Origin of the sequence: Psychrobacillus glaciei, assembly GCF_008973485.1 — a bacterium.
GTDB classification, from domain to species: domain Bacteria; phylum Bacillota; class Bacilli; order Bacillales_A; family Planococcaceae; genus Psychrobacillus; species Psychrobacillus glaciei.
Genome location: NZ_CP031223.1, coordinates 802,709 through 828,169, shown reverse-complemented (window position 1 = coordinate 828,169; position 25,461 = coordinate 802,709). Strand labels below are relative to the sequence as shown.

The following is a 25,461-nucleotide window of genomic DNA, read 5'->3' as shown; positions in this document are numbered from 1 at the left end:
TCCTGGAAGTCTCATTTGGCAGTATTATGTAATAACTTAATAATTTCTTGCCAGCTATTGTTTGATTCTTTTTTTTCTGTAACATTAGTAAATTCTTGTAAATTTATTTCTTTAATAATTACCTTCTCCATTAAGTTTGCTAGTTCATTAGCATTATTAAATCCAAAAAAGTGCGCATTTTCATAACCTTCTAATATTTCCTGTGAAAATGAAGTGTCACTAGCTAAAATAATTGTCCCTACATCTTTTGCCTCTTTTAAAGGTAACCCAAATGTTTCAATATATGATGGAAAAATCAGTGTAGAATAAGTAAAATAATCAATTACCTTTTCATGTTTCAAATTCCCAATAAAAGATATATTCGGATGTCTTAAATTATCTTCTATGGTTAAAAAAACTTTAAAGTCTGAGTACCCCTTACTATTTAAAATTTCGACAGCCTTATAAATAATCTGATGGTTTTTATATATAATTTTTGACGCTGGATAAAAAAATAAGTTATTTTGGAAATTTCCAGAGATTTTTTTAGTTAAAATAGTAGTATCTGGCGGATAAACTAAAATTTTATCTATATTTATTTTTAATTTTTCATTAACCGCATTTCTCATCCATTGTGTCTGTACAATTATTAATTTAGAATTTAAAAGTGAAGAATCAATTAACTTACCAATTACTTTCTGATAAATAGCTAAAATTCTTTCCTCTTTTTTAAAAAAACTAAATTTTTTTATATTTTGATAGGGTATTGGTTGATGTAAATAAATTATTTGCTCAGTTTTGACCCCGTAGATTTTAGTATTTTGCAATGAAAATATTAAATCTGGCCTCAATTCATTTACCAATTTTTTTCCAACTATAAAATCAAACTTCAATCTATTTAACCAACTTTTCTTTATATCTTTTAATACTAATGTTTTAACATTCTCTTGTTCTTCTATATAGTTATCACTAACTAAGAATATCCATTCAACTTCTTTAGAATAGTTTTGAATTACACTACCATAAAAAGACTTAAGTATAGTTAATGCTCCTCCTGAAGATGCTGCAGCTGCATTTACTACTATTCTCATATATTACTACCCCAAACTTTTTTGTTCACATAATCAGTATAAGATAAAATAATTCTTAACACCTTCTCCGACACATTCGGAATTGAGTAGTCTGCTACTAAACGCAGTGTATCTTTCTCTTGTGTTTCTAAAATCGTTAGCCCTTGCAAAATACGTTCTGCTTTTAAACCAACCATTGCGACAGAAGCCTCTTCCATGGCTTCTGGCCTTTCGTGTGCTTCTCTGATATTTAAAGCCTTAAGTCCAAGTATAGAAGATTCTTCACTAATCGTTCCACTATCGCTAAGAACAGCTTTAGCTTTCATTTGAAGTTTAACATAATCATTAAATCCTAAAGGTTTCATAGTCTTCACCAATGGATTAAACTCTATACCTTTAGCATTTATCATATTTTGTGTTCTAGGGTGCGTACTTACAATTATCGGTATATTATATCTCTCTGCAACAGCATTTAAACTCTCCACTAAATCAATAAAATTGGTTTCCGAATTAATATTTTCCTCTCTATGTGCAGATACTACAAAATACTTTCCTTCTTCAAGACTTAATCTTTCTATCACATCCGATTTTTCAATATCAGCTTTTCTAGAGTTAAGAACTTCAAACATTGGACTCCCTGTCTTAATAATTCGATCAGCTGGTAATCCTTCTCTTAACAAATATTCTCTAGCAATATCACTATAAGTTAAATTAATGTCAGCCGTATGGTCAACAATTTTCCTATTCGTTTCTTCAGGTACCCTTTGGTCAAAACATCTATTCCCAGCTTCCATATGAAATATTGGGATTTGTTTTCTCTTCGCAGCAATTGCACATAAACAACTATTCGTGTCTCCTAAGACTAAAAATGCCTCAGGCTGTACTTCCTCTAGTATAGGATCAATTTTAATAAGAATATTCCCTACCGTCTCAATTGCTGTTCCAGTAGCAGCATTCAAAAAATAATCAGGTTTCCTTAAATTAAAATCATTAAAGAATACTTCATTTAATTCATAATCATAATTTTGTCCGGTATGGACTAATATATGTTCAATTGCACTTGATTCTTCTAATCTATTTATTACTGCTGATAATCTGATAATTTCAGGACGAGTTCCTACAACTGTCATGATTTTTAACTTTTTCATCTACTAAACCTCCAAGAAGTATGTATCAGGTTTTTCTGGATCAAAACATTCATTTACCCACATAATTGTTATAAGATCACATTCTCCAACATTTACGATCGAATGTGTGTATCCGGTAGGAATATCTACTACCTGTAATTTTTCTCCATTTACTCTATATTCGATAATCTCTTCAGCTTCTAATTTTCTAAACCGAATCAAACCTTCACCACTAACAACTAAGAATTTTTCGTTTTTAGTATGATGCCAATGGTTACCTTTTGTAATACCAGGTTTTGATACATTAACAGAAACTTGACCTCTTTCAGGTGTTCTAATAAATTCTGTAAATGATCCTCTTTCATCACAGTTCATCTTTAGATCATAAGAAAATTGATCCTTTGGTAAAAAGCTTAAATATGTACTATACAGTTTTTTAGTTAATGCATCCTCCATATCTAGAATACTTAAATTGGTTCTAGTTTCTTTAAAACTTTGGATACGATTTGCTAGATCCCCCAATTTAATTGCATATATTGTTTCTACAAAACAATAGGTCTGATGTTTATTTGGAGTTCCTTCAAGTGCCTTAATAAATTCTTTTATCACATCATCAATATAACATAACGATAATTTTGCCTCAGTGTTGTTTACATGTATATCAAAATTCCTGGAAACATTGTAGCAGTATGTAGCAACTACAGTATTATAGTTTGGTTTACTCCATTTCCCGAATACATTAGGTAATCTATATACAAGGACATCTACACCAGTCTCTTCACTATATTGAAATATCAAATCTTCTCCAGCTTTTTTACTAGTACCATAAGGATTGTCAAACTCGGCTTGTATGGAAGATGTAACAAGTATGGGCGAAGCATTATTATGTTTCTTTAACAAACTTAATAACTTGGAAGTAAACTCATAGTTATCTTCCATGAATTCACTTTCATTTTTTGGTCTATTTACCCCTGCCAAGTGAAATACAAAATCACATTCCTTTGTAAATCGCTCTAAGTCTTCTGAAGAATGTTCTCTAGTATACAAAAATAAATTAGTATAGCCCCTATTCTTTAATTCAGCTACTAAATTTCGTCCCACAAAACCTGCTGCTCCAGTAACAAGAACTTTCACTAGTTAGCCCACCTTTTCAATTCAGTTTGTATATAAGGAAGTTGCAGTAGTTTATCTTTTATTTGTTCAATTGTTAGACGATATGTATTATGAGAATTATATTCTTCGTCAGAAGAGAGTTTTTCATCACCCTCTTCAAAATACTTATCATAATTTAAATCTCGATTATCTGCTGGAACTCTATAAAACCCTTCTAAGTCATGAGCAACAACATTTTCCTCTCTAGTTAACAACGTTTCATAGAGTTTTTCACCATGTCTTGTTCCAATAATCTTAACTTCATTCTCCACGCTAAATATTTCTTTCAACGCTTGTGCCAAGTCCGCAATTGTAGAAGCAGGAGATTTTTGAACCATAATATCACCTGCATTCGCATTTTCAAATGCAAATAATACAAGTTCAACAGCTTCTTCTAAACTCATTAAAAAACGAGTCATTTCTGGATCAGTTACAGTAAGAGGTTTTCCCGCTTTCAACTGTTCAACAAAAAGTGGAATAACTGATCCGCGAGAAGCCATGACATTCCCGTATCTCGTTCCGCAAATTAATGTTTTATCTGGTGACACAGTCTTTGCTTTTGCTACAAAAACCTTTTCCATCATAGCTTTCGATATACCCATTGCATTTATTGGGTATGCAGCTTTATCAGTAGATAAACAAATAACTTTTTTCACTCCGTATTCAATGGATGCATTTAATACATTTTCTGTGCCAATAACATTTGTTTTAACTGCTTCCATTGGGAAGAATTCACATGATGGTACTTGCTTTAGTGCAGCAGCATGAAATACGTAATCTACATCATTCATAGCATATCTTACACTTGCTAAATCCCTAACGTCTCCAAGATAAAATTTTAACTTGTCATTATTATAAAGTTTACGCATATCATCTTGTTTCTTTTCATCTCGAGAAAAAATACGTATTTCTTTTATACCTGTATGTAAGAAACGCTCCATCACAGCATTCCCAAAAGAACCTGTACCACCAGTTATCAACAAGGTTTTATCCTTAAACATTTCATTACCTCTTTTCAGTTACTTGAAATGGTCCATTATTATTTCATACGAGTGCTTTGTAGTATAATTCTCTTCTAAATACCGTTTAGCATTTATACCCATTTGATTTCTTAAATCTCTATTACATAACTGCAGTACTTTTTGATTGAATTGCCTAACATCACTGCTTTCACACCAATAGCCGAATTCACCTTGTTCAATAATCTGTCCAATATCAGTGTTTACATCTGTTGCTGCTAAGACTGGCATAGAAGCCTGCATATATGAAAGAAGCCTTGACGGAAAATTCGGTATTGTAAATCGCTTATCAAGAAATATTAAACCTACATCACATGAATTCACTAATACTTCATAATCTTTTTTTGGTAATTGTTTAAACAACTGTGCATTTACAGGTTTTTCAATATCTAAAAAAGTCTTAAGTTTATTATATTCTGTCCCTGAACCCGCAATAATAAAGTAAGCCTGTTCATTCGTTTTATTTGCCTTCAAACAATCAATCAAAAAGTTAATTCCTTGTGGTTTCCCAAGATTTCCTCCATAAATAAAAACAGTTTTATCACTTGGGATTTTATATTTATCTTTGATCTCTTTTATCTTTTTTTCATCTTTATCTATCACTAAAGGAGCTATACTATTAGGACAAACTTCTATAATTTCAGGTGAAATATTATGGTTATGTTTAACAATAAAATCTACATTCGCTTGTGACATACATCCAATGGAATCAGATATTTCATACAACTTTTTCTCTTTAAATCTAAAATAATCATAGAGAACACGTTTTAACCCATTTTTATTTAACATACCTAAATCCACTGCGTTTTGTGGAAAGATATCTTTTAACAAAAGATATGTTTTAGCGTTATCACGTTTTTTAAGATATTCAATTGTACTTGCTAATGTGATCGGTGGAGTAGAATAAAGAATTAAATCAAATCGTTTGTATTTCAAATATTTTTTTATCGCAGTCTTATAATTAGTTTCTAGCAAAACTGTAGATATACCTTTTTCAATAATGTTTGTCTTTTGTATATTCCCTACTTTTACCTTCAATATTTTACATATATCTTCTTCTATTACATACGTTGTTTTTTTGTTTTTGCGCTCACATGGACTTACAATATATATACTGTGTCCATGATTCTTAAACTCTTTTAGTAAATCAGTATATATATTACTATCATATATTGAATTAATATCACTTAATGTTAAAAATATAATATTCATAATTACCCCCTATATTTTGGGTAGAAAGTAATGTTATTCTCGTCCAAAAGTTCAGATTTTCTTCTTGATAGCAAGTTATAATATTTGGTTTCATCTATTATTTTCTTTCCAATATAAAAATCATAGATTCCATTTGGTGCAAAGCTCTTTTTATATTTAAAAATACCATCGTTATTGCCATAGCCACCACCAAGAATAAATCTTTTAAGACCTTTTGTCTTCGCCCACTTAATAATTTCATACTTCAAGAGTGTGTTAGGCTGCAATTTTAAGTATTCACGATTAGTCCCCCCTAGAAATGAATAACAATTTTCAGGTCCATATAAAACAAGTTCGGTGGATATAATCTTTCCTTCATGTAAGATATGTATATATATAAAATTTTCTTTCATGTTATTAATAGTTTCAAAAAACTTTTTTGGAAAATAGAAACTTTCATTAGCATTATTACTCTCCATGGTTTGATAATAAATATCTAGAAATTCCTCTAATCTTTCACCTGTAGAGTCAATTTCAACTTCTAATTCTTCTCTTAAAGCTTTTTTCAAACTTTTTCTAACTTTATGTTCAAAATCCATTATCATCTCTTCAAGTGGTAGTCCTAAATCTCGTACTATATTTTGAGTATGGGATTCAATTGTCCCATCATAATATGAGGAATAATCGTTAAACAAATGGAATCTTACAAATTCACTCACATATCCACTATTCTTACAATACAAATTAAAAGCATTGTTCACCTTTTCATAATCATCACCATTAATTAAAAATCCACCGTAACCATACGGTGTAGAAAGATCGTACCAAGTGTTTAAGGGTAATTTTTTTTCGAATTTTTCAGATTTTGCAATATCCCTTTTCATTACAACATTTATAGCTCTAGTAATACCATCGTCATAACAAAATAAAAGAGGATCTCCCTCTCCATTAAGTTGAAACGCCTTTGCATAGCCACTCAGATAATTCACATCATAAATTTCAAAACTTTTTACAATTTCATCCCATTTTTCTGACTCATTAATTGTAATTACATTTATTTCTGCCACAAATTATCCTCCACAAATTTTTTTAAAGTTTCTAGTATTCTTTTCATATCTGATAGATCGTACCTTTGATCACATACTATTGACATACTATTATTGTATAAGAATTTATTATGTAAACAATGCTTGTCAGAAATTGGCCAATGAACTGGGCAGTATATATCATTATTAATAAAGTACTGATGAAGTTCATTTCTTCTGCCATAAGGAACAATTATCGGTACAAATAGGGGTACATCTCCTTCTTCAAGACTAACCGTTTCTATTTTAGGAAATTTTTTTAGACCATCAATTAAATATCTAGAGTTTTGTTTTCTTTTCTCTTTAATTCTCTCGAAATTTAATGAACTAATAAGATCTTCGATATCCTGTTGGATATTATAATTTTGATAACTATCTTCGATTAATTTTTCCGCTTGATTAAAGTATTCTAAAAATGTCTCTTTCTGCCCTAAACCATTCTCGATAAACTGTTTTTTTTGAAAAAAAGCTTTTTTTCTCAATTGAATGTATTCGAGATTAGTTTCTTTAGCGCCATCAATACAAAATTGTCCTTCCTGCTTAATTGCAACAGCACCACCTGGCAATCCTGTCCATTTTCTAAAACTTGCAAATACATAATCAGATTCTTGATTATACGGAACATCTGACAACCAAGAATGGGTAGCATCTTCTATAATTATTTTACCTAGTTCCTTATATTTAATAATAAGTTCACTAACTTTTTCATTACAATATCCGAAGTACTGCATAATAAAAATTACATCGCATGTGGTTTCAAAATCTATTTTATAAGTATATTTACCGTTCTCGAAGAGTACTTCATAAAATTCAACATCGACTCCATTATCAAGGAAGGGCTGAATCATTGAGTGACAACAATATGACGGCATATACACACTCTTCACAACTTTATATAATTTCATTTCTTTTATTAGATAATCTAAAGCTGTTCTTCCTGTCAAAAAAAAATTATGTGGTGCATCTAGAGTAAATTTACTCAAGTTATCTGTCTCAACTTCCCAAAACTCACTACCAATTTCCATATTATCCCTCTTTTAATATTGATAACGCTATGACATTATGATATTCGCCTTTTTTAAATATCCTATTCCTTAATATGCCCTCTTTTACAAAACCACATCTTTCAAAGAGTTTTTGTGAGACAATATTATAAGCATTAACATGAGCATAAACACAATTCAACCTTAGTTCATTGAATGCATACTTTATCAAAGTATTAATTGTATCTGCACCATAACCTTTACCTCTAGAATTTCCTAGTAACTTGATATGAACCTCTGCATTGCCATTTTTATAATCAATATCTGATAGTATAACTGTACCTATTGTTGTATTATCTTTGGTATCATTAATCATGCAACGTAAGATATGTGTACTTGGCTTTTGAGCCTTAATCCACTCTTCCTGATAAAGACTTGAAGTAGGAAAAGACCATCCTCCAAGTGAATATTCTGTCTCAGTATCATTTATAATATCTAGTAGTACTTCTTTATCAGTTATTTCTATAGCACGTAATATTATTTTTTCACCGACTATATTCATTTCGAAGTACCTCCTGCTTCATATTTTTTTCTGTATTTATCAAAATCAGGTGGTGAATTTACTCCGCGCTCTCCAATGTCAGATCTTTTAACTGCCTTTAAAATTGTCTTTAAGATAATTTTTATATCGCCAATAAAATTAATATTATTAACGTAATCTATATCGTAGGAAAATCTTTGTTCCCATGAAGAAGTATTTCTTCCATTTATTTGTGCCAATCCTGATAGTCCGGGTCTAACAGAATGTCTAATTCTTTCATGTAAAGTGTAATAAGGTAAGTATTGAATAGCTAACGGCCTCGGCCCAACAACAGACATATCCCCCACCAAAATATTAAAAAGCTCAGGCAGCTCATCCAAAGAAGTTGACCTCAAAAACCTCCCAAACCTAGTCAACCTCACACTATCAGGAAGAAGTTCACCACTACTATCACTCTCATCCGTCATCGTCCGAAACTTATACATCTTAAAAATCTTCTCATTCAAACCAGGTCTTTGCTGTTTAAACAACACTGGACTGCCAAGCTTTGTTCTAACAAGTACCGCAACTACCAAAAGAACTGGACTAAGAACGAAAATAGCAATCAAAGACAATACAAAATCCATTGGTCTTTTTATAAACCTTCTATAAATCCCACCTTTAGAATTTCTCATTGCTCTCGCCACAACCCTTTAACAATCTCCACAACTCTCTCCAAATCCCCATCCGTCATCTTCGTATCAGACGGCAAACAAACCCCATTTTCAAACAACTTCTCAGAAGCATCTGTACCAACAAAATCATACTTTTCAAAGAACGGTTGTTTATGCATCGGCTTCCACACAGGTCTTGACTCAATATTTTCTTTTTCAAGTGCTTCCATCACATCAATTGGTCTAATCTTGCCATATAAAGTCATGCTACTTAACCAATAGTTCGGCTCATTCCAGTCATTGCTAGGCATGAACTCAATACCGTCAAGCCCACCCAATTCTCTCTTATAAAAATCAAATATGTATCTTTTCTTCTCTACTCTTTGATCTAACACCTTAAGCTGACCTCTACCAATACCAGCAACCACATTACTCATACGGTAATTAAACCCTAATTCGCTATGTTGATAATGTCTTGCTTGATCTCTACTTTGAGTAGCCCAAAATCTTGTCTTAGCAATTCTTTCTTCATTATTAGAAACAAGCATCCCGCCACCAGATGTAGTAATAATTTTGTTTCCGTTAAAAGAAAAGATACCATAATCCCCAAAAGTTCCAGTATGCTTTCCTTTATAGTAAGTTCCTAAAGATTCTGCAGCATCTTCTATTAAAGCAACATTATGTCTCTTACAAATTTCAACAATTCTATCCATATCAGCAGACAAACCATATAAATGAACAACAATAACTGCTTTCACTTCTGGATATTTCTCGAAAGCTTCTTCTAATGCTTGCGGGCACATATTCCAAGTTTCATAATCACTATCTATAAAAACGGGAATGGCATTTTGATAAATAATCGGATTAGCTGTAGCTGAGAATGTTAAAGTAGGACAGAAAACTATATCTCCTGATTCAACCCCAGCCGCTTTTAGTGCAAGATGAATAGCCCCAGTACCAGAACTAAGTGCTGCAGCTGCTTTAGAACCAACTTTTGAAGCTAACTCTTTTTCAAACTCATTGACATTCTCTCCAAGTGGAGCAATCCAATTTGTATCAAATGCTTCTTTTACATATTCCATTTCATAGCCTTCATCACTCATATGTGGAGATGATAGAAATACTTTATCTTGCATTAGGGTTGACTTCCTTCCTATTTAAATAGCTTTTTTATGTATTCATTTATTTGACCATTTATAAATTATGTATTTATTCGTAAACTCACAAATAAAGCCCATTAAATATGGGCTTTAAATCTCTTAATCTCCTACACAACCAACCGACTCGTCATCAACCCATCCAAATACTCCAACAAATCATCCCTTAACCCATCATCCTGCAAAGCCATCTCTATCGTAGTCGTAATAAACCCCAACTTCTCCCCAACATCATATCTCTTACCCTCAAAATCATAAGCAAATACACGCTGAATCTGATTCAACTTCTGAATCGCATCCGTCAACTGGATCTCTCCACCCGCTCCTACATTCTGCTCTTCTAGAAACATAAAAATCTCCGGAGTTAATATATAACGGCCCATGATAGCAAGATTAGAAGGTGCGGTTCCTTGTGCTGGTTTTTCGACAAAATTTTCTACTTGATATCTTCTACCGTCTTGCATCTTCGGCTCCACAATTCCATAACGATGCGTCACTTCATCAGGAACAGTCTGCACTCCAATGACGGATGAAAGCGTTTCCTCATATTGGTTCATTAGTTGTTTCAAACAAGGCGTCTCACTCTGCACAATGTCATCCCCTAAAAGCACAGCAAACGGCTCGTCTCCAATGAACTTTCTCGCACACCATACCGCATGTCCTAGTCCTTTTGGTTCTTTTTGACGAATATAATGGATTTCTACCTTGGAAGATGCTTTTACTTTCTCCAGCAAGTCATACTTCTCTTTTTGCATCAGGTTCTCTTCTAATTCAAACGAATGATCAAAATGATCCTCAATAGCACGCTTTCCTTTACCAGTCACAATAATAATATCCTCAATACCAGAAGCAACCGCCTCTTCGACAATATATTGAATCGTCGGCTTGTCCACGATCGGCAGCATTTCCTTTGGCATCGCTTTTGTCGCAGGAAGGAAACGTGTTCCAAGTCCCGCTGCTGGTATAATCGCTTTTCGTACTTTTTTCATCCTGCACACTCCCTAATGAACTTAACTAACAGTCACTGGTTCGGATAACATCTGTTTCACATTCTTCCGATTTGCTAAACCAATCAACAACACTTTCATGTCATCCACCGTCATATCAAGCAACTTATCCAGTACATAAGTCAACTCGCCATAACTAATCGGCGTCGCACGGCCAATATGAATCTTCGGAAATACATACTTGCTTTGGATTTCCTTCTCATCCAATAACTCTTCAAACATCTTCTCACCAGGTCGAATACCCGAAAATTGAACGCCAATCTCCTCTTCACTATACCCAGATAGTCGAATAAGATTATTCGCAAGATCGACAATTTTCACAGGCTCTCCCATGTCTAACACGAACACTTCTCCCCCACTTGCCATCGTTCCTGCTTGAATGACTAGTCTGGATGCTTCTGGAATCGTCATAAAATAGCGAGTCATCTCTGGATCTGTTACAGTTATCGGTCCGCCTGCTGCAATCTGTTTTTTAAATAATGGCACGACACTTCCACGGGATCCTAGTACATTTCCAAAACGTACTGCCGCAAACTTTGTCGTGCTTTCTTTTGCAAGATTCTGAACGATCATTTCAGCAAAGCGCTTCGTTGCACCCATTATATTCGGTGGGTTTACTGCTTTATCCGTAGAAATCATGACAAAATATCCTACACCAAACATATCCGCTGCTTCCGCAACATTCTTTGTACCGAAAATATTATTTTTCACTGCTTCCATTGGATTGTATTCCATTAACGGAACATGTTTATGCGCAGCAGCATGATACATCACATCTGGTTTGTACTCCGCTACAACATCAAAAATTCGATTTCTATCTTGAACATCCGCGATGATCGGAATAATCTTTGTATTTGGTGAAACCTTTTGACGCAATTCCATGTCTATTGTATAAATAGAATTTTCGCCATGGCCAAGGAGAATGATCTCACTAGGGTCAAATCTTGCTACTTGTCTACAAATCTCAGATCCAATCGAGCCGCCCGCTCCGGTTATGAGAATCTTTTTGTTCGTTAACTTCGAAGAGATAGATGCCAAATCTAGTTCTACTTCTTCGCGGCCTAGTAAATCTTCTATTCTCACATCTCTTATTTCATTAATAGATACTTTGCCTGTTAATAAGTCTTCTATTAAAGGCATTATTTGCGTATGAACACCAGTGTCCAAACACTGTTGCATGAGCATCGTACTTGTTTGCTTGTCCATAGATGGAACGGCTATAATAATATGTTCTATATCCAAGTCTTTTACTGCATCCGCAATAATTTCAGTTCCACCTAATACGCGAATATTAAAGATTTCTAATCCCTTTTTTTTCGAATCATCATCTAAAAAAGCAATTGGCTGTAATGGTGACTCCATATTTTTAAATAATTGACGAGCAATCATCGTACCCGCTGACCCTGCTCCGATTATGAGTGTACGCTTTCTTTGTTCATTGAACTTTTCACCTGATATGTATGAATCACGGAAAACTCTCCATGATAACCTGGAGCCTCCGATGAGTAATATATGAAGCATCCACGTGATTAATAACGCTCTAAATAATATCTCCCCTGGAAGAATAGCTTGTACAATCGCTACGACAAGTATGGATATAGTTACTGCTTTGAAAATCAACCACAACTCTCGTACAGACGCATATTCCCAAACCTTTCGATATAGCCCAAAATACATCGCTAAAACATGATGTGCGATAAAAATAGTAAATGAACTAGTTATTAGAAATAGGTCCGTAAAAGGATTATCAATTGGATATAGTAAGAAATAACCAATGTAAATGGAAAATAACACTATACAAGAATCGACTATTACCAACATCGACATTCTTTTCCTAAGTGACACGCAAATCCCTCATCCCTTTTACTTAAACTACTATAGAATATTATAGCACTATTGGTAATTTATTAGGGCATTTTATTTAAAAAGGCATTATTTCTACCACAAAAGCGGTACTTTTGATTCACTATAAGTTTTTTTGAAATTGTAATTTATTATCCATGGAATTTTTCGGCATATTGTCGAGTGTATATTTTTAACAAAAATCTATTAATCTACGCAAAAATATTCCACCATTTCGATTTTCCTAGGTCTTCTGGCTCTAAAATAATAACTTCCTCGTTTTCAACGATTCTTGCATTATTTTCAAGAAAAATGTCGACTGCATCCAATCTTTTATGTTTTTCTAAATACCGAAGTCCCGCGTCAAATTTATATGGCCTCGTTTTCAAGTTATGTACATCTGATCCATATGTATGGACTAAATTTGCATCTACCAATTGTAACGATAACTTTTGAATTCCTCTTCCAAAATGACCAGCTAAACTACCAGCAGTAACTTGGGCAATTGCACCGTTATTGATAAGTTTTGTTAACCTAGCTGGATTTTCTGCAATGGCTCTATTTCTTTCAGGATGTGCAATAATAGGCAATATGTTCTCGGATAATAACGCATGAATCACATGCGTCGTGTATTTTGGTATCCCTTGAGAAGGTAGTTCCAAAAGCAAGTATTTAGAGCCTGCTAATGTAAGAATCTTTTGTTCCTTCAGTAAGTCGACGATATTATCTCTTAAACGAACTTCATGACCAATATGTAATTTTAAAGGAATCTCTTGTTTATCGATTTCTTGTTGTAATGTAATGAGCTGTTGCTTTACTGCGCTTGCTTCTGCATGGTATTGCGGATGGTACGCATGCGATGTAGAAATAATCTCGGTTATTCCCTCTTTCACCGCATTTTCGAGCATTTTAATGGTATCTTCTCTAGTTGAAGGTCCATCATCTATCCCATATAATATATGACTATGTATATCGATCATCGCCTAATTCTCCCGTTCCTTGTAATAAAAGTAAAATAAAAGAGAGTAAAAGGCACCCTAAGTGCTTTTTACTCCTCTGAACCATAGTATTGGTAATAATAATGATCTTTTTCCAGATTGAAGTTATTGAGTACAGTTCCAATAATTTTAGCCTTGGAAGCAACTAACAGTTCTTTTGCTTTTAGCACACTTTTTTTATCCGTTGCTCCTGCACTGATGACGAGCACCGTGCCTTCGCTCTTATTCGCCAAAATTTGTGCATCTGTTACCGATAGTACTGGAGGTGCATCAAATATAATGAGATCAAAATGCTTTCTCAACTCTTCTATCATGTCATCCATAGACTTGGCACTTAACAACTCTGCTGGATTCGGTGGAATTGGTCCACTCGTAATAATTTGAAGGTTTTCTATATCTGTTTCTTTCAACGCTTCCAACACTGGAGTCTTCTTCGTTAAAATATTGGATAGCCCTATCGTGTTTGTAAGATGAAACGTATAGTGTACGGTTGGTTTGCGCATATCTGCATCAATTAAGATCACTTTTTTACCTTCTTGTGCAAACAAGCAGGCTAAATTAGCAGATGATGTGGACTTTCCTTCAGCTTGTACGGAAGAAGTGAATAGCAAAGTCGTTAACTCTCCATCCGGTTTGGAAAAGTTAATATTTGTGCGTGCAGTACGAAATTGTTCCGATACAAACGATTTTGGATCCGTTATCACCACTAATTTACGTGCCACTTGCTGTAAACTTTTTGTTTTTTTCGCCATGCTTTACACTCGCTTTCGTCGTGGCATAATCTTCGTAACAATATCCACATTTTTATTCTCTTGGATAGGGCTTATAAGACCTAGTATTGGGAGTTGAAGAATGTCTTCAATATCTTGTTCGTTTTTAATCGTCGTATCTAAGTGTTCGAGTAAAAATGCAATTCCAACACCGAGCATTAATCCGACTACTGCAGCAATCGCCATATTAAGAACTGGATCTGGTTTGACTGGTGATGGATTTTCCATTTGAACTGCTGGCGATAGAATGTTTACATTGTCTACCTTCATTAGCTTTTGGATTTCTTCTTGGAACACATGCGCGGTTGTATTTGCAATATCGACTGCTTTATATGATTCTGGATCTTGTACGCTAATATTCACTACTTGAGAGTTTTGCGCATTGGATACCGTGATTTTGTTTGTTAATGCAGCTGGCGTCGTATCAAGATCTAGATTTTCAATTACTTTCGATAGGATCGCTGGACTTTTTATAATGACGTTGTATGTATTAATCAGTTGAAGATTCGTTTGTATGTCTTGTGAATTAAACTGTTGTTGTTCGATTTTTTGTTGATTGACAAGAATTTGCGTTGAAGCCTGGTAAATTGGTGTCAAAAAGAAGTAACTAATAACTCCAGCAATGATAACTGCAAGGACCATCATACTGATTATTAGACCAATTCGTTTTCTCAGTGTTTTATATAAGTCTTGTAAACTAATCGTTTCTTCCATATGTACTAGTTTCCCCTTTACTCCTCAAATATCTTCATTTACTAATAAATTCTATTATAACATATATTATCCCATTTCGATTACAAATTTTCTCATTTTTTAATAAAAAAATTGCCTATTCGACATATTTATGTATAGATAAATAGTTATAGTCAAGCGAGCTAAGGAGGCTGACACAGAGGCGCGGTTAGAGGTGCTTGTTCAAGTGAATGCAAAAAATCCGTAAAGATTCATCTACTATTCTTTACGGATTTTTTGAGCGTTTATTTTCCAAGTGCTTTACTTAAAATACTATCTTTTCTAGCCTTTTTGGATGCTTCGTATTCCTTTTTAAAACTTTGTGCATATGATTTATCAAATCCATTTTTCGTAAGGTCTTTCTCCACTGCACCTAATACACCATCGAAAACTTTATCGGTGTTAGCTTCTAAACCTTTTGCTGCAGCCATGTATTTATTGTAGAAGTATCCAAAATTGATACTTTCTCCATTTGCTTGCTTGTCCATATATTCACTTTTCGCACGACCTACAAGTGCATTTATTTTAGAATCTGCTTGCGCTTCTAACCCTACGAATGCCGGACCATATTTTTCTTTTATGGAACCAACAGTTGGTTTAGTAGTTGAATTGTTTGAAGTTGTGGATCCAGAAGTAATCGTATTTCCGGAAGTTTGCGTTTGCCCTACCGACGACTGCCCTTCATTTGTGCTACTATTCGTTGTTCCATTTGTTGTCGTATTATCGGCAGTTTGAGTTTTTGAAAACGAGGATTTTTCTTCTACCACATTTCCTTTTTCATCAATGGTAATTTTACTTCCATCAGGTAGCTCCACAGTATATGGGTCAGCAACAATCTCAGTTACTTCATCATCAGCCACATCATATGTTTTAAACTTAAGCTCATATAGTATGTAACTTCCCGCTCCAATGATAATGATTAAAGCTATAAGCAAAGTTAGTTTTAACCTTCTTCTTTTTTTCATAATATTCCCCTTTTTACTTTATCTTAGTTTAAGTTTAGCATGAAGAATAGAAGTTGAGTAGAGTTATATAGGAAAATAGGTGTGAAGTGGTGGATTTTGTTAGTTTATGTTGTAGCGTGTCAAATCGCATAGTACTTATGTATTGTTTTTGATTGGTGTGAACTTCCTTGGGCCTAACATCCATGTGACTGACTCAGGCACGCCTTTTATGCATTGTGTAGTGGCTGGAAAAAAGAAAATCCCCTTATGCCAAATGGCATAAAGGGATTTCTAAATAAATTATTTATTTTCTTTAAATGAGAATGTATATTTGTCATCAAAAGATTTACCATCAATAGTACCTTTTACTTCAAAAGTAACATCATGATCAATTAGAATATCTAGTGTTGAATCTTCTTTTAATCCAACTTGAGCCAAAGCTTTGGAAATCACTACTTCAAAGTCTTGATCACTATTAACGTTACTATTAGAAATGATAACATCGTTACCACCAGCAATATATTTTACTACTACCGAATTAACGACTGTATTTCCTTTAAATGCAGCAAAAACTGGTTTTGCAGCATTTGTAAAACTACCTAATGTACTTTCAGCTTTTTTTACTTTTACTGTAAACGTTTTACCTGATAAAGATACTAATACATCGCCGCTTGCATTACCAGCTTGTATTTGTTTTTCTAGTGCTGCTTTCAATAAATCATTTCCTGTTTGTGACGTTTCACCGCCGCCACCACCACCGCCGCCGCCTGCTGCAGGTGGTGTAACTGGAGCAACTGGAGCAACTACTTCGGTTACTTTATCTACTGTCTTAACTAATTCTTTTACAAAACTAGATGTGCCAGTTGTTGGAAGTTGTTCAACTAAAGCTTGAATAGTTTCAAGAACTTTTTTCGCTTCGTCTAATTTGCCCTCTTTTACAAGCTTTTCAACTTCAACTAACTTCATATAAATTGTTACTGGGACCATTAATTCATCACGTTTTTGATCAGATGGTTGTTTGTATTTATCAAGTAACAAATCACGAGATGCTTTTCCAGAGAAACGGTATAGAATAGCAGTTCTTCCTTTTAATTGATACGATAATTCGTGATAAGCTTTTTCAACTGCAGCAAAGTCATTTTTTGCTTCTGCTGCTTTTATGTCAGCTAATAGTGGATCCAAATATTTAGTTGCATAGTTATATGCATCAATATATGGTGCTAATCCTTTTGTAACTTTCTCATTGTACAATGTTTCAATTTCTTTTAACTTTGCGTCCTTCTCTTTTTGAGAAAGTTTTGATGACTTAATTTCTTTTACTGCATTTTGATAGTTTTTCTTTACACTGTTTAATGCAGTGTATAATGTGTCAACTGACGCTAGTTTCCCGTCTAGTGCTGGATTCACATAATGAGTAGTTGCTTTGCTCAGCTCCAACTTCACTTTACTAATCGACTGATCTACTGATGTAGATGCTCCAAATGCAACTGGTGAAAAAGATAAAACAGATGTTGTTAATAGTACTGCTGCTGTCGTTTGCTTGATAAAACGTTTGTTCATGTTATTCCTCCTCATAATTTAGGTAACTAGTTGAGAATTTTCCAATATATTTCAACAAACCTATAATACTATTTAAATGGTAACTATTCAACTTTATAATCCGAGAAATTGTTACAAAACTACCTATTAAAATCAATTTTTTTTACAAATAAGAAGATTAAACGACTCAAGATGCAAGTATTATTTTTTTTGCTTAAATAGTCAAAAAATTATCTAAACCCCTTCATACTATAGGATTAATCTATTACTTTTCTTCATTTACCACAATTTGGAGTGGTAAATTAGTTTAAGAAAATCTATCTATTATTTTTTTTCGTTTTTTTCATGGATTCCCTAAATTTTTCGTTAATTTTAAGTGATAAAGGACGAATCTATTGACTGGAAATTCCGAAAAGGTTAACAATATACAAATTCCAAACCTCTTTTTTTTACTTTTTAGTGTTTGTTCTTCTATTGACTGAAGTCGAGATCCATCGTTTCCATTAAATACAACTTTCGAGAATTACAAATTACAAGGCTCTCATTTGTTACCACAGTATTACGGGTGCCTGGCACCCGTAATACTGTGGTAATGTAAGAAGGCATTGGCGTTGTTCTTGAAACATAAGATGAAGTAGGTGGACAAATATGAAAGGAGAGAATTATGAAGGGTAAACGAAGCTTTTTCTTACGCCCGCTTTCCATTATCGTTTCACTGTTGGTTATATTGGTAGGGAGTATTGTGGCGTATGCGGTTCAAACAAGCGGTAGAGAAGTAAAAGTGGAAGATTTACGGTTTGTTGGAGATAACGGGATTGTGCATAGCGCGCTTATGTACACACCAAAAGGGATGAATCTTGGAGAAAAGCATCCGGCGGTATTGACTATGCACGGATACATCAACTCGCGTGAAGCACAAGGTTCATTTAATATCGAGCTTGCTAGACGTGGGTATGTAGTACTTGCAATGGATATGAGCGGACATGGGTATTCGCAACAATATTCTTCTGATTTAAGTCGCGGAGCTAGTGCGGGATTGCATTATTTGCATAACCTTCCTTTCATCGATCACGAAAAAGTGGCCTTGGAAGGTCATTCAATGGGAGGATGGTCGATACTCAAAGCTGCTACAGATGAGCCATCTCTCGTCAATACGGTAATTCAAGTATCATCCTCTACTGAAACGTTTTACTCTGGGGAAGTAACAGCCGAAACTCCATTTAACTATGCCATTATATTCAGTAAGTATGATGAATTCGCGCCACTTATGTGGGAATCATCCAAAGGATCTGAAGCTAATTCCTCCCCTAAAATGCTGAAAGTTTTCGGGACAGATGAACCTGTCGTCGAGCGAAAATTGTATGGCACATTTGAAGATAAATCTGCGCGGATGTATTTCGCACCTCCAATTATTCACCCAGCTGCACACTGGAACAAAGACACGACCGCTTTTGTTATCGAGTTTCTGAATGAAGCTATTCCAGCTCCAACTTATATCGATGCAAATAAACAAATATGGAAAGTGAAGGAATTCGCTACGTTTGCTGCGTTTATCGGAGCTATCATGTTACTTATTTCATTATTAGGGAATCTCTTATCTACTAATTATTTCAAAGAAATTAATAAGGTAAGACCTGAATTCAAAGGTATCACTAATCGTTGGATATGGATTATTAATGCGCTTGTTGCAACAGCTATACCTGCAGCTACATTCATTTATTTTCAAGAAAAAGGCCAGTCATGGATTCCTGCGAGTGCCATTTTCCCACAAAATATTACAACTGGGCTCGCGGTCTGGGCTACTCTAAATGCATTTATCGCGATCGTATTATTTGCTATTTTCTATAAAACGAATAAGTTGGGTAGATCGACACTTAATAATTATGGCATCACCTTAGAAGGCAAGTTAGTTTGGAAGTCTATTTTGTTAGCTCTGTCCTCCGTTGGAATTATATATGCAGTGACAGTTGCAATGGGCTCATTACTCCACGTGGATTTCCGTATTTGGGTAATGGCTTTTAAAACATTAAATGCCAAACAATTTTATCTAGTACTTACTTATTTATTGCCTTTCCTTCTATTCTTCCTTGTAAACGGTCTCGTTCTACATGGTCAACTAAGACTAAAAGAATCCAGTAGCGAATGCAGGACCGCTTGGAAATGGTTCGTTGCTAACTTCGGCATTAACACACTCGGAATTATTGTGCTGATTATTGTTCAGTACTCGTTCATGTTCGGTACTGGTGAATTGCTGTGGGATAAAGCATTATTAACAATAGTCGCATTCCAATTTGTGGTCGTGAACTTCATTGCAGCTCTAATTTCCACCTATTTATTCCGAAAAACAGGAACAATTTATGCGGGTGCTTTCGTCAATGCCTTATTAATTACTTGGTATATCGTTGCAGGGCAAGCGATGCAATTCTGATAAGAATGTTCAAGTGTCCTTTAAGTGCATCTTGTCTTTACTATCTCCTAAGTGCTTTGGACAAAATATCAACTACACTATTACCGTTTGAATTTTTGTGGATTGTGAAATGACTACGTCACTTCACGATCCACTTTTTTCGGTAATCTTGTGGTGGATGTCTGTCCGTCGCCCTCTTGAAATGTGTAGAGACACGGTGCATGAAGGTTGATTAATGAGAGAATGGATCTTTCCCTACTCTTTTAAAAGCGGACGAAGAGTCAATTTCGTCCGCTCAATGCTTCTTTATCAATGGATGCTATCTATTTCGTTTTAATGCCAAGACTAATTACAAAATGCTTTTTAGCATTCAAAAGTTGCATAACCAGGTGCATTTTTTAACACTTTATGGCACTTTGAGATCAATTGGTAGGCATTGAAAAACTAGCGTGTGGGAATGAAGCTATAAATTAAAATCCCCTCAATAAATGACGTTTAAATAGTAAAAGGACTGTCATCTATTTAAACGACAGTCCTTCTTTCCATTTACTCCACAGAGATTACTTCTAAAGGAGATTCTCCGTCAATTACCTGTTTTAATAAGGTCAGCTTACTCTTAGAAGGTGTTTCATACTTAATAGCAGCACCTTTTTGAATGAATGCTCCTCCACCTACCCCGTAAAGTCCACCATTATTGCTTTTATAGCTATATACTCGGTATTCTTCCCCTTTTTTCAGCTCACGGATTTTTGTCAAAGAATTATCTTTTTCTAGTTTCCATAAGCTTGTGTTTGTAACAATCGTTACTTTCCCAATTTGACCTACCTTTAATTCTGTTTTTCCCCACATTACTTTGGTACTCGCACTTGCTTGATTTGTATTAAATGTCATAAATGAAATAAGTAGAATAAATACGAATGTAATTTTAACGGTTTTCTTCATCATTATTAATTTCCTCCTTCTGAATATTCTTTTATTTTACAATAGAATGGCTTTTTCTTCTACTTGTGAAGTTCATTGTAGAGGGTTAAGCGTTTTGGTTTGTTGTGTTATAATAGTAGAATATGACTTTTATTTAGAGAGGAATTTACTAATGACAAATTCACCTGACACATATAAAACACAATTAGACTTTTCTACTGAGTGGGAAGTTCCAGCACAAGAAAAGTATATTTTTCAATATTATCATCAGCAATTAGAAGATTTGGTAGCTAACCAGCTTCATATTCATGGGGTAAAATTATATACGGTAGAAGCCGGCATTATTGTAACAGCTATTATTAGACACTCCTTACCAAAGAAATTACGTCTAGATCAAGTAGTCTTAATCGTGAAAGATAAAGAAGGTAAAGAACTAGCGAGGAAACAATTTGAAATGGAATTATTTGGAGAACTAGATGCTTGTACAGCGCGTCCTTGGAACTTTTTGTTTGAAATGGAAGATTTGCTAGTTCCTTATGAAGAAATAACAAATGAAATGGATTTCGACATAGTATTTGAGTATTACGAAAAAGCAATAACAAACTTTGAATTATACCTAGATGAAAATTGGTTAAGTGGCCTTTCAGAGGATCAACAAAATTATGTAAAAAGTTTAGTAGCTACTTTAGAACCTTTAAGAGAGAATGAAATCTCTATTGTCGGATTCCATTTTCATGAAATGGAAAATGTAATTCAAGTTTATATTATTATTCGCAATTCATACGCAGACACATTAACAATCGATAACCTACCAATTCAATTATTTGATGCAGCTGGTGATATGGTATGTAAACTTGGATTCCCAATAGGTCAATTTGAAATTGAATCCAAACAAGCTCGCCCAATAAGCTTATCTTTCCCAAAAGAAGTATTCATGAAAGAAAATCCAGATTTTAGCACATGGATGATTGAAATGATTCCACAAACTTTATAAATTACTAGTATAGCCGTTATAGGAAAGACCTATAACGGCTTTTTGTTTTTTTACAAGCCGGGTTTGTCGCGTTCACAGTGTGATTTATCTCGCTCTGACATATTTTAGATAATGAAAACATCCCCCTGTCAGCCACAATTTGTGGGACAGAGGGACGCTGGAGATAGTAGACAAAACATAATTTTATCGAGTATGTTTACAGGCTAAAGCCGTTATAGGTCTAGTTAAAAAAATCATTCTTATCCTTACCATCTACTGTAATATGAACATTTAGCTCAGTAGCTATTAAGACGAAATGATTGTCATTCTTTTTAATCGCTTCGACCTTCACATTCGCAGAAATCAACTGACTATTTAAGCTCTCCAACAATTGATCCATCGTGTAATAATCGTCGTTTAAATTTATTTCTGCTATATTAAAGCCATCATTTACACTAAAACTACGATTCTTTGATGTATCCTCGTCACTACCAATAGCAAGATCCGTATCGAAGAAGTCATTCCAGTTTGGACCACTTACATGTACAAAGGAAGATTTCCCTATATTGAATGTTCCAATTCTGAAAGTATCTCCACCAAAACTGCCCGCCCAAGTAGCACGTCCATAAAGATTATTCATTTGAATATAGCTTTCGACAGCTGACCCAATAGACATCGCAGGAGTAGTTGCATATTCGTTTTGAGGTATATTCCAATATAAATCTACATTTATCGTATTTACTCCATCATTTATAGTGAATTTTTTACTGTTCCCTTGGAAATTTGAACTACCCATTGGTTTACTGATTAGAACTGCTTGACTAGCATAAATTGTTGCATAATCAAAATTTGAAACTGCTAGACTTTCCAATGTCGATACATTTGGAATAGAAAAAGAATATTTTGCGAGATTCTTCATTTTATTACCTAATTCATCTTCAGCAAAATAGAATAAGGTATAGGTTTTTCCTACACTTAGGCCTTCAAAAGTAAAAGATTGACTGCTATCTTCCTCGATCGTAGCAAGACGTTTATAAGATCCTACTGCCGAGATTAACTCATCGATTGTAGGATCATTTGCTCCATCTCCTTCAACTAAAAGAGCTTGTACATTCACTTTCTCGTCAAATGCCATTTCCACTGCAACTGAATTTTTTGTCATATTCAATGTATGTGGAAATCCTACTTTTGCAATTGGAGCTTGCAAATCGGTTGCTGGAATAACAATGTCAAATTCGTTGGAAGTCCACGAATTACCATCCAAACTAAGCTTCAGTTGAACTGTTGATACTCGACCAGTCTCTGAAATTGGAGCCTTTAGCAAACCATCTGTATAAGTCCATCCATTATCGCCTAGTATTTCTACATCCACTGTATAAGGAAGTTGTACCTCTCCATGTTCATTTAATGTAATCGGTGAAAACTTTGTAGCATCTTCAAATACTAATAACTTACTATAATTACTGATAAAGCTTCTTTGCTCCTCTGAGAGCGAGTTGTAACGATTTCGTATTTCAATTAACTTTAAATCATTTGGTCCTGTTAAACTCGCAATAGCTTGCTGAACTTTTAGAGCCTCCACTTTTACTATTACGTTTTGATAAGCTGAATAATTTGGGAAATTTTCTAAAGTTGCCCCTTTTGACAAAGCAACCTCTATTTTCCCTTGAATTTCGGTGATTAAAGTTTGAATGGTTTCAAGGTTTTCTGTTTGGACATTCACAAGACTAGGTAAATTACTTAGTGCATCGTTGGCAGCTTGGATTAATGCTTGTTTTTCTGTATGAAGAGCAACCCATTCTATACTTGCTTTAAGTTTGTCCCCTAATGCTGTTGGAATCATGAGCTGTAATTGTTCCGACAATTCTTCAAAAGCTAATTTTGTTTCCATAATGCTGTCTACATTTGTTGCGCTTAACTCAGTGACATCTGGTATGGAATTAATTTTTCCGATGACATTTGCAACTTTTAGTTGATCTTCCATCATTTGAACAAGTCGTTCCAGTTTGTTTTTCACTTCTTCAGTAACAAAAGATAAACCTTCATCATTTAAACTACCAAATAGCCCAATAGCTGTATTTATGTCTTCATAGTTATTAACTGCAATCAGTTCTGGAAGTGTTTCTACGATGGATTGCAACGACATAGCATTCTGATAATTAATATTCTCCACAACTGATAAATGAATAATATATGTCTTTCCGTTCACTTGAATTTCGGGAGTAAATTCTCCGGAAATTAAGGTCGATTGCTTCGGCCAAAGTACGCTATAACTACGTGTAGATCCATTACTCATCTTAGCTGCAACTGTAGTGGGCAATGCATATCCTTGCTTCACAATGACATCTTGAATTGTGGAAATTCTCACTTCTGCTTCCGATCCTGTGTTTGGGACAGGAGTAGATTGTGTTCCTAATTGTTTTTCAATATCGACAACTTTTTTGGTTAATGTAGATAAGACTAGTTTAGTAGAATTAGCAGGCAAATTAGTCATCAACCCTTCGACTAAAAGAATAACCTTTCTTGCTTCCTCTACTTTCCCTTCTCTCAGATATAATTCTGCTTCATTTGTTTTCATAATAATCGTTACAGGTATGATTAACTCGGCTCTTTTACTATCTGCTGGGAGTTTATATTTACTAACTATAAGATCTCGTGTCACTTTTCCTCTAAAACGATATAAGATGGAGGTTCTTTCTTTTAATTGATAAGACAACTTATGATACTCTTTTTCTAGTTCATCCAAATTTCCTGTTTGTTCAGCAACATGAATTTGTTCCATAATAGGATCTAAATATTTTGTTGCATAATTCATTGCGTCAATATATCCAACTAAGCCCTTTGTAATTCTTTCTTCGTATAGACTATCCAATAATGTTAGTTGAGTTTCCTTATTAACATCGTGTGATTCTACTATTTCTTTCCTCATTTTGTTATATTGTTTTTTTGCTTGATTTAACATACCATATAAATCAGAAGTTGAGGTAAGCACTCCCCCATAGGAAGGGTCAATATATACCATTGACTCTTGCTGGAAAACTTTTTCTAGACTTTCACTTGATGACGTCACAACTTTTGCACTCGCTTGTTCTGTACCTATTAAAGTAGGGCAAAAACTTAATAACAAAACGAGCGACACGAATACTTTTGAAACTTTTTTCACTTTTTTTCCTCCAAAAGATAGATTAATGATTTCATCATTCAAACTATTATGTATTTAGTCCTATAATAAAGAAATATGGATTTCCATGCAATGGAAGGTATTTTTTATCATGTATCTCGCACACAGTTTTTCTAATCATATCTTACTTGAAGTTAATAAAAAGAGAGACCCTTGACTGGATCTCTCTTGCATTTTCTGTTACTTTTAT

General features: G+C 34.2%; 21 protein-coding genes. 2 read left to right on the top strand and 19 right to left on the bottom strand.

The features are described 5' to 3' along the window. Nucleotides 1–11 precede the first annotated feature (11 nt). The 17 genes from PB01_RS03870 to PB01_RS03790 all read right to left on the bottom strand — a co-directional run bounded on the left by PB01_RS03870 (nt 12) and on the right by PB01_RS03790 (nt 17,810). On the bottom strand, nt 12–1,070 hold the full coding sequence (locus tag PB01_RS03870; protein ID WP_151698970.1) for a glycosyltransferase: 1,059 nt from the start codon (nt 1,068–1,070) through the stop codon (nt 12–14). Further along, nucleotides 1,067–2,197 carry a non-hydrolyzing UDP-N-acetylglucosamine 2-epimerase gene (gene wecB / locus PB01_RS03865; RefSeq protein WP_151698969.1) on the bottom strand — a complete coding sequence of 377 codons (1,131 nt, stop codon included), beginning with the start codon at nt 2,195–2,197 and terminating at the stop codon, nt 1,067–1,069. The genes PB01_RS03870 and wecB overlap by 4 nt, the downstream gene beginning before the upstream one ends. Nucleotides 2,198–2,200: 3 nt before the next feature. Then, the gene (locus tag PB01_RS03860) at nt 2,201–3,310 is read right to left on the bottom strand and encodes a polysaccharide biosynthesis C-terminal domain-containing protein (RefSeq protein WP_151698968.1); all 1,110 of its coding nucleotides are present in this window, start codon (nt 3,308–3,310) and stop codon (nt 2,201–2,203) included. Further along, nucleotides 3,310–4,329 (bottom strand): polysaccharide biosynthesis protein, encoded by a 1,020-nt coding sequence (locus PB01_RS03855; protein WP_151698967.1) that lies wholly within the window; start codon nt 4,327–4,329, stop codon nt 3,310–3,312. Before PB01_RS03855 ends, PB01_RS03860 begins: the two co-directional genes overlap by 1 nt. Nucleotides 4,330–4,347: 18 nt before the next feature. Beyond that, on the bottom strand, nt 4,348–5,559 hold the full coding sequence (locus tag PB01_RS03850) for a glycosyltransferase family 4 protein (RefSeq protein ID WP_151698966.1): 1,212 nt from the start codon (nt 5,557–5,559) through the stop codon (nt 4,348–4,350). Nucleotides 5,560–5,561: 2 nt separating this feature from the next. Next, on the bottom strand, nt 5,562–6,605 hold the full coding sequence (locus tag PB01_RS03845; protein WP_225986155.1) for a lipid II:glycine glycyltransferase FemX: 1,044 nt from the start codon (nt 6,603–6,605) through the stop codon (nt 5,562–5,564). After that, a complete protein-coding gene (locus PB01_RS03840) occupies nt 6,593–7,648 on the bottom strand; it encodes an aspartate aminotransferase family protein (RefSeq protein ID WP_151698965.1) in 1,056 nt (351 codons plus the stop codon). Before PB01_RS03840 ends, PB01_RS03845 begins: the two co-directional genes overlap by 13 nt. 1 nt (nt 7,649) lies before the next feature. Further along, complete coding sequence (locus PB01_RS03835; RefSeq protein WP_151698964.1) at nt 7,650–8,168, bottom strand: GNAT family N-acetyltransferase; 519 nt, start codon at nt 8,166–8,168, stop codon at nt 7,650–7,652. After that, nucleotides 8,165–8,821, bottom strand: coding sequence for a sugar transferase (locus PB01_RS03830; protein WP_151698963.1), 657 nt, complete (start codon nt 8,819–8,821; stop codon nt 8,165–8,167). Before PB01_RS03830 ends, PB01_RS03835 begins: the two co-directional genes overlap by 4 nt. Continuing rightward, a complete protein-coding gene (locus PB01_RS03825; RefSeq protein ID WP_151698962.1) occupies nt 8,818–9,936 on the bottom strand; it encodes a DegT/DnrJ/EryC1/StrS family aminotransferase in 1,119 nt (372 codons plus the stop codon). The genes PB01_RS03830 and PB01_RS03825 overlap by 4 nt, the downstream gene beginning before the upstream one ends. A 131-nt stretch (nt 9,937–10,067) precedes the next feature. After that, a complete protein-coding gene (gene galU / locus PB01_RS03820; RefSeq protein ID WP_151698961.1) occupies nt 10,068–10,946 on the bottom strand; it encodes a UTP--glucose-1-phosphate uridylyltransferase GalU in 879 nt (292 codons plus the stop codon). A gap of 21 nt (nt 10,947–10,967) precedes the next feature. Next, a complete protein-coding gene (locus tag PB01_RS03815; protein WP_151698960.1) occupies nt 10,968–12,809 on the bottom strand; it encodes a polysaccharide biosynthesis protein in 1,842 nt (613 codons plus the stop codon). Nucleotides 12,810–13,018: 209 nt separating this feature from the next. Then, complete coding sequence (locus PB01_RS20835) at nt 13,019–13,786, bottom strand: tyrosine-protein phosphatase (RefSeq protein ID WP_192797461.1); 768 nt, start codon at nt 13,784–13,786, stop codon at nt 13,019–13,021. A gap of 68 nt (nt 13,787–13,854) precedes the next feature. Then, complete coding sequence (locus PB01_RS03805; RefSeq protein ID WP_151698959.1) at nt 13,855–14,556, bottom strand: CpsD/CapB family tyrosine-protein kinase; 702 nt, start codon at nt 14,554–14,556, stop codon at nt 13,855–13,857. Between the two features lie 3 nt (nt 14,557–14,559). Then, on the bottom strand, nt 14,560–15,288 hold the full coding sequence (locus tag PB01_RS03800; RefSeq protein ID WP_151698958.1) for a YveK family protein: 729 nt from the start codon (nt 15,286–15,288) through the stop codon (nt 14,560–14,562). Nucleotides 15,289–15,551: 263 nt separating this feature from the next. Next, nucleotides 15,552–16,271, bottom strand: a complete 720-nt coding sequence (locus PB01_RS03795) for a hypothetical protein (RefSeq protein WP_151698957.1) — start codon at nt 16,269–16,271, stop codon at nt 15,552–15,554. A 279-nt stretch (nt 16,272–16,550) separates the two neighbouring features. Then, nucleotides 16,551–17,810 (bottom strand): hypothetical protein, encoded by a 1,260-nt coding sequence (locus PB01_RS03790; RefSeq protein ID WP_151698956.1) that lies wholly within the window; start codon nt 17,808–17,810, stop codon nt 16,551–16,553. 643 nt (nt 17,811–18,453) lie between these two features. Here PB01_RS03790 and PB01_RS03785 point away from each other — a divergent pair. Continuing rightward, nucleotides 18,454–20,217 (top strand): alpha/beta hydrolase family protein, encoded by a 1,764-nt coding sequence (locus tag PB01_RS03785; RefSeq protein ID WP_151698955.1) that lies wholly within the window; start codon nt 18,454–18,456, stop codon nt 20,215–20,217. Nucleotides 20,218–20,742: 525 nt separating this feature from the next. Here the strand turns inward: PB01_RS03785 and PB01_RS03780 are convergent. Next, a complete protein-coding gene (locus PB01_RS03780; RefSeq protein ID WP_151698954.1) occupies nt 20,743–21,141 on the bottom strand; it encodes a hypothetical protein in 399 nt (132 codons plus the stop codon). Nucleotides 21,142–21,289: 148 nt separating this feature from the next. Between PB01_RS03780 and PB01_RS03775 the strand changes: the two genes are divergently transcribed. After that, nucleotides 21,290–22,111 (top strand): SLAP domain-containing protein, encoded by an 822-nt coding sequence (locus PB01_RS03775; protein WP_192797460.1) that lies wholly within the window; start codon nt 21,290–21,292, stop codon nt 22,109–22,111. Nucleotides 22,112–22,331: 220 nt separating this feature from the next. On the opposite strand, the gene PB01_RS03770 is transcribed toward PB01_RS03775, so the two are convergent. Beyond that, nucleotides 22,332–25,253: an Ig-like domain-containing protein gene (locus PB01_RS03770; protein ID WP_151698952.1), complete on the bottom strand. Its 2,922-nt coding sequence runs from the start codon at nt 25,251–25,253 to the stop codon at nt 22,332–22,334. Between the last annotated feature and the right edge of the window lie 208 nt (nt 25,254–25,461).

Bases quoted from the DNA above. Each gene is read 5' to 3' on its own strand.
- PB01_RS03830 (WP_151698963.1), bottom strand. From the start codon at position 8,821: ATGAGAAATTCTAAAGGTGGGATTTATAGAAGGTTTATAAAAAGACCA.
- PB01_RS03825 (WP_151698962.1), bottom strand. From the start codon at position 9,936: ATGCAAGATAAAGTATTTCTATCATCTCCACATATGAGTGATGAAGGC.
- wecB (WP_151698969.1), bottom strand. From the start codon at position 2,197: ATGAAAAAGTTAAAAATCATGACAGTTGTAGGAACTCGTCCTGAAATT.
- PB01_RS03855 (WP_151698967.1), bottom strand. From the start codon at position 4,329: ATGTTTAAGGATAAAACCTTGTTGATAACTGGTGGTACAGGTTCTTTT.
- PB01_RS03805 (WP_151698959.1), bottom strand. From the start codon at position 14,556: ATGGCGAAAAAAACAAAAAGTTTACAGCAAGTGGCACGTAAATTAGTG.
- PB01_RS03840 (WP_151698965.1), bottom strand. From the start codon at position 7,648: ATGGAAATTGGTAGTGAGTTTTGGGAAGTTGAGACAGATAACTTGAGT.
- PB01_RS03795 (WP_151698957.1), bottom strand. From the start codon at position 16,271: ATGAAAAAAAGAAGAAGGTTAAAACTAACTTTGCTTATAGCTTTAATC.
- PB01_RS03870 (WP_151698970.1), bottom strand. From the start codon at position 1,070: ATGAGAATAGTAGTAAATGCAGCTGCAGCATCTTCAGGAGGAGCATTA.
- PB01_RS20835 (WP_192797461.1), bottom strand. From the start codon at position 13,786: ATGATCGATATACATAGTCATATATTATATGGGATAGATGATGGACCT.
- PB01_RS03835 (WP_151698964.1), bottom strand. From the start codon at position 8,168: ATGAATATAGTCGGTGAAAAAATAATATTACGTGCTATAGAAATAACT.
- PB01_RS03800 (WP_151698958.1), bottom strand. From the start codon at position 15,288: ATGGAAGAAACGATTAGTTTACAAGACTTATATAAAACACTGAGAAAA.
- PB01_RS03785 (WP_151698955.1), top strand. From the start codon at position 18,454: ATGAAGGGTAAACGAAGCTTTTTCTTACGCCCGCTTTCCATTATCGTT.
- PB01_RS03790 (WP_151698956.1), bottom strand. From the start codon at position 17,810: ATGAACAAACGTTTTATCAAGCAAACGACAGCAGCAGTACTATTAACA.
- PB01_RS03775 (WP_192797460.1), top strand. From the start codon at position 21,290: ATGACAAATTCACCTGACACATATAAAACACAATTAGACTTTTCTACT.
- galU (WP_151698961.1), bottom strand. From the start codon at position 10,946: ATGAAAAAAGTACGAAAAGCGATTATACCAGCAGCGGGACTTGGAACA.
- PB01_RS03780 (WP_151698954.1), bottom strand. From the start codon at position 21,141: ATGATGAAGAAAACCGTTAAAATTACATTCGTATTTATTCTACTTATT.
- PB01_RS03850 (WP_151698966.1), bottom strand. From the start codon at position 5,559: ATGAATATTATATTTTTAACATTAAGTGATATTAATTCAATATATGAT.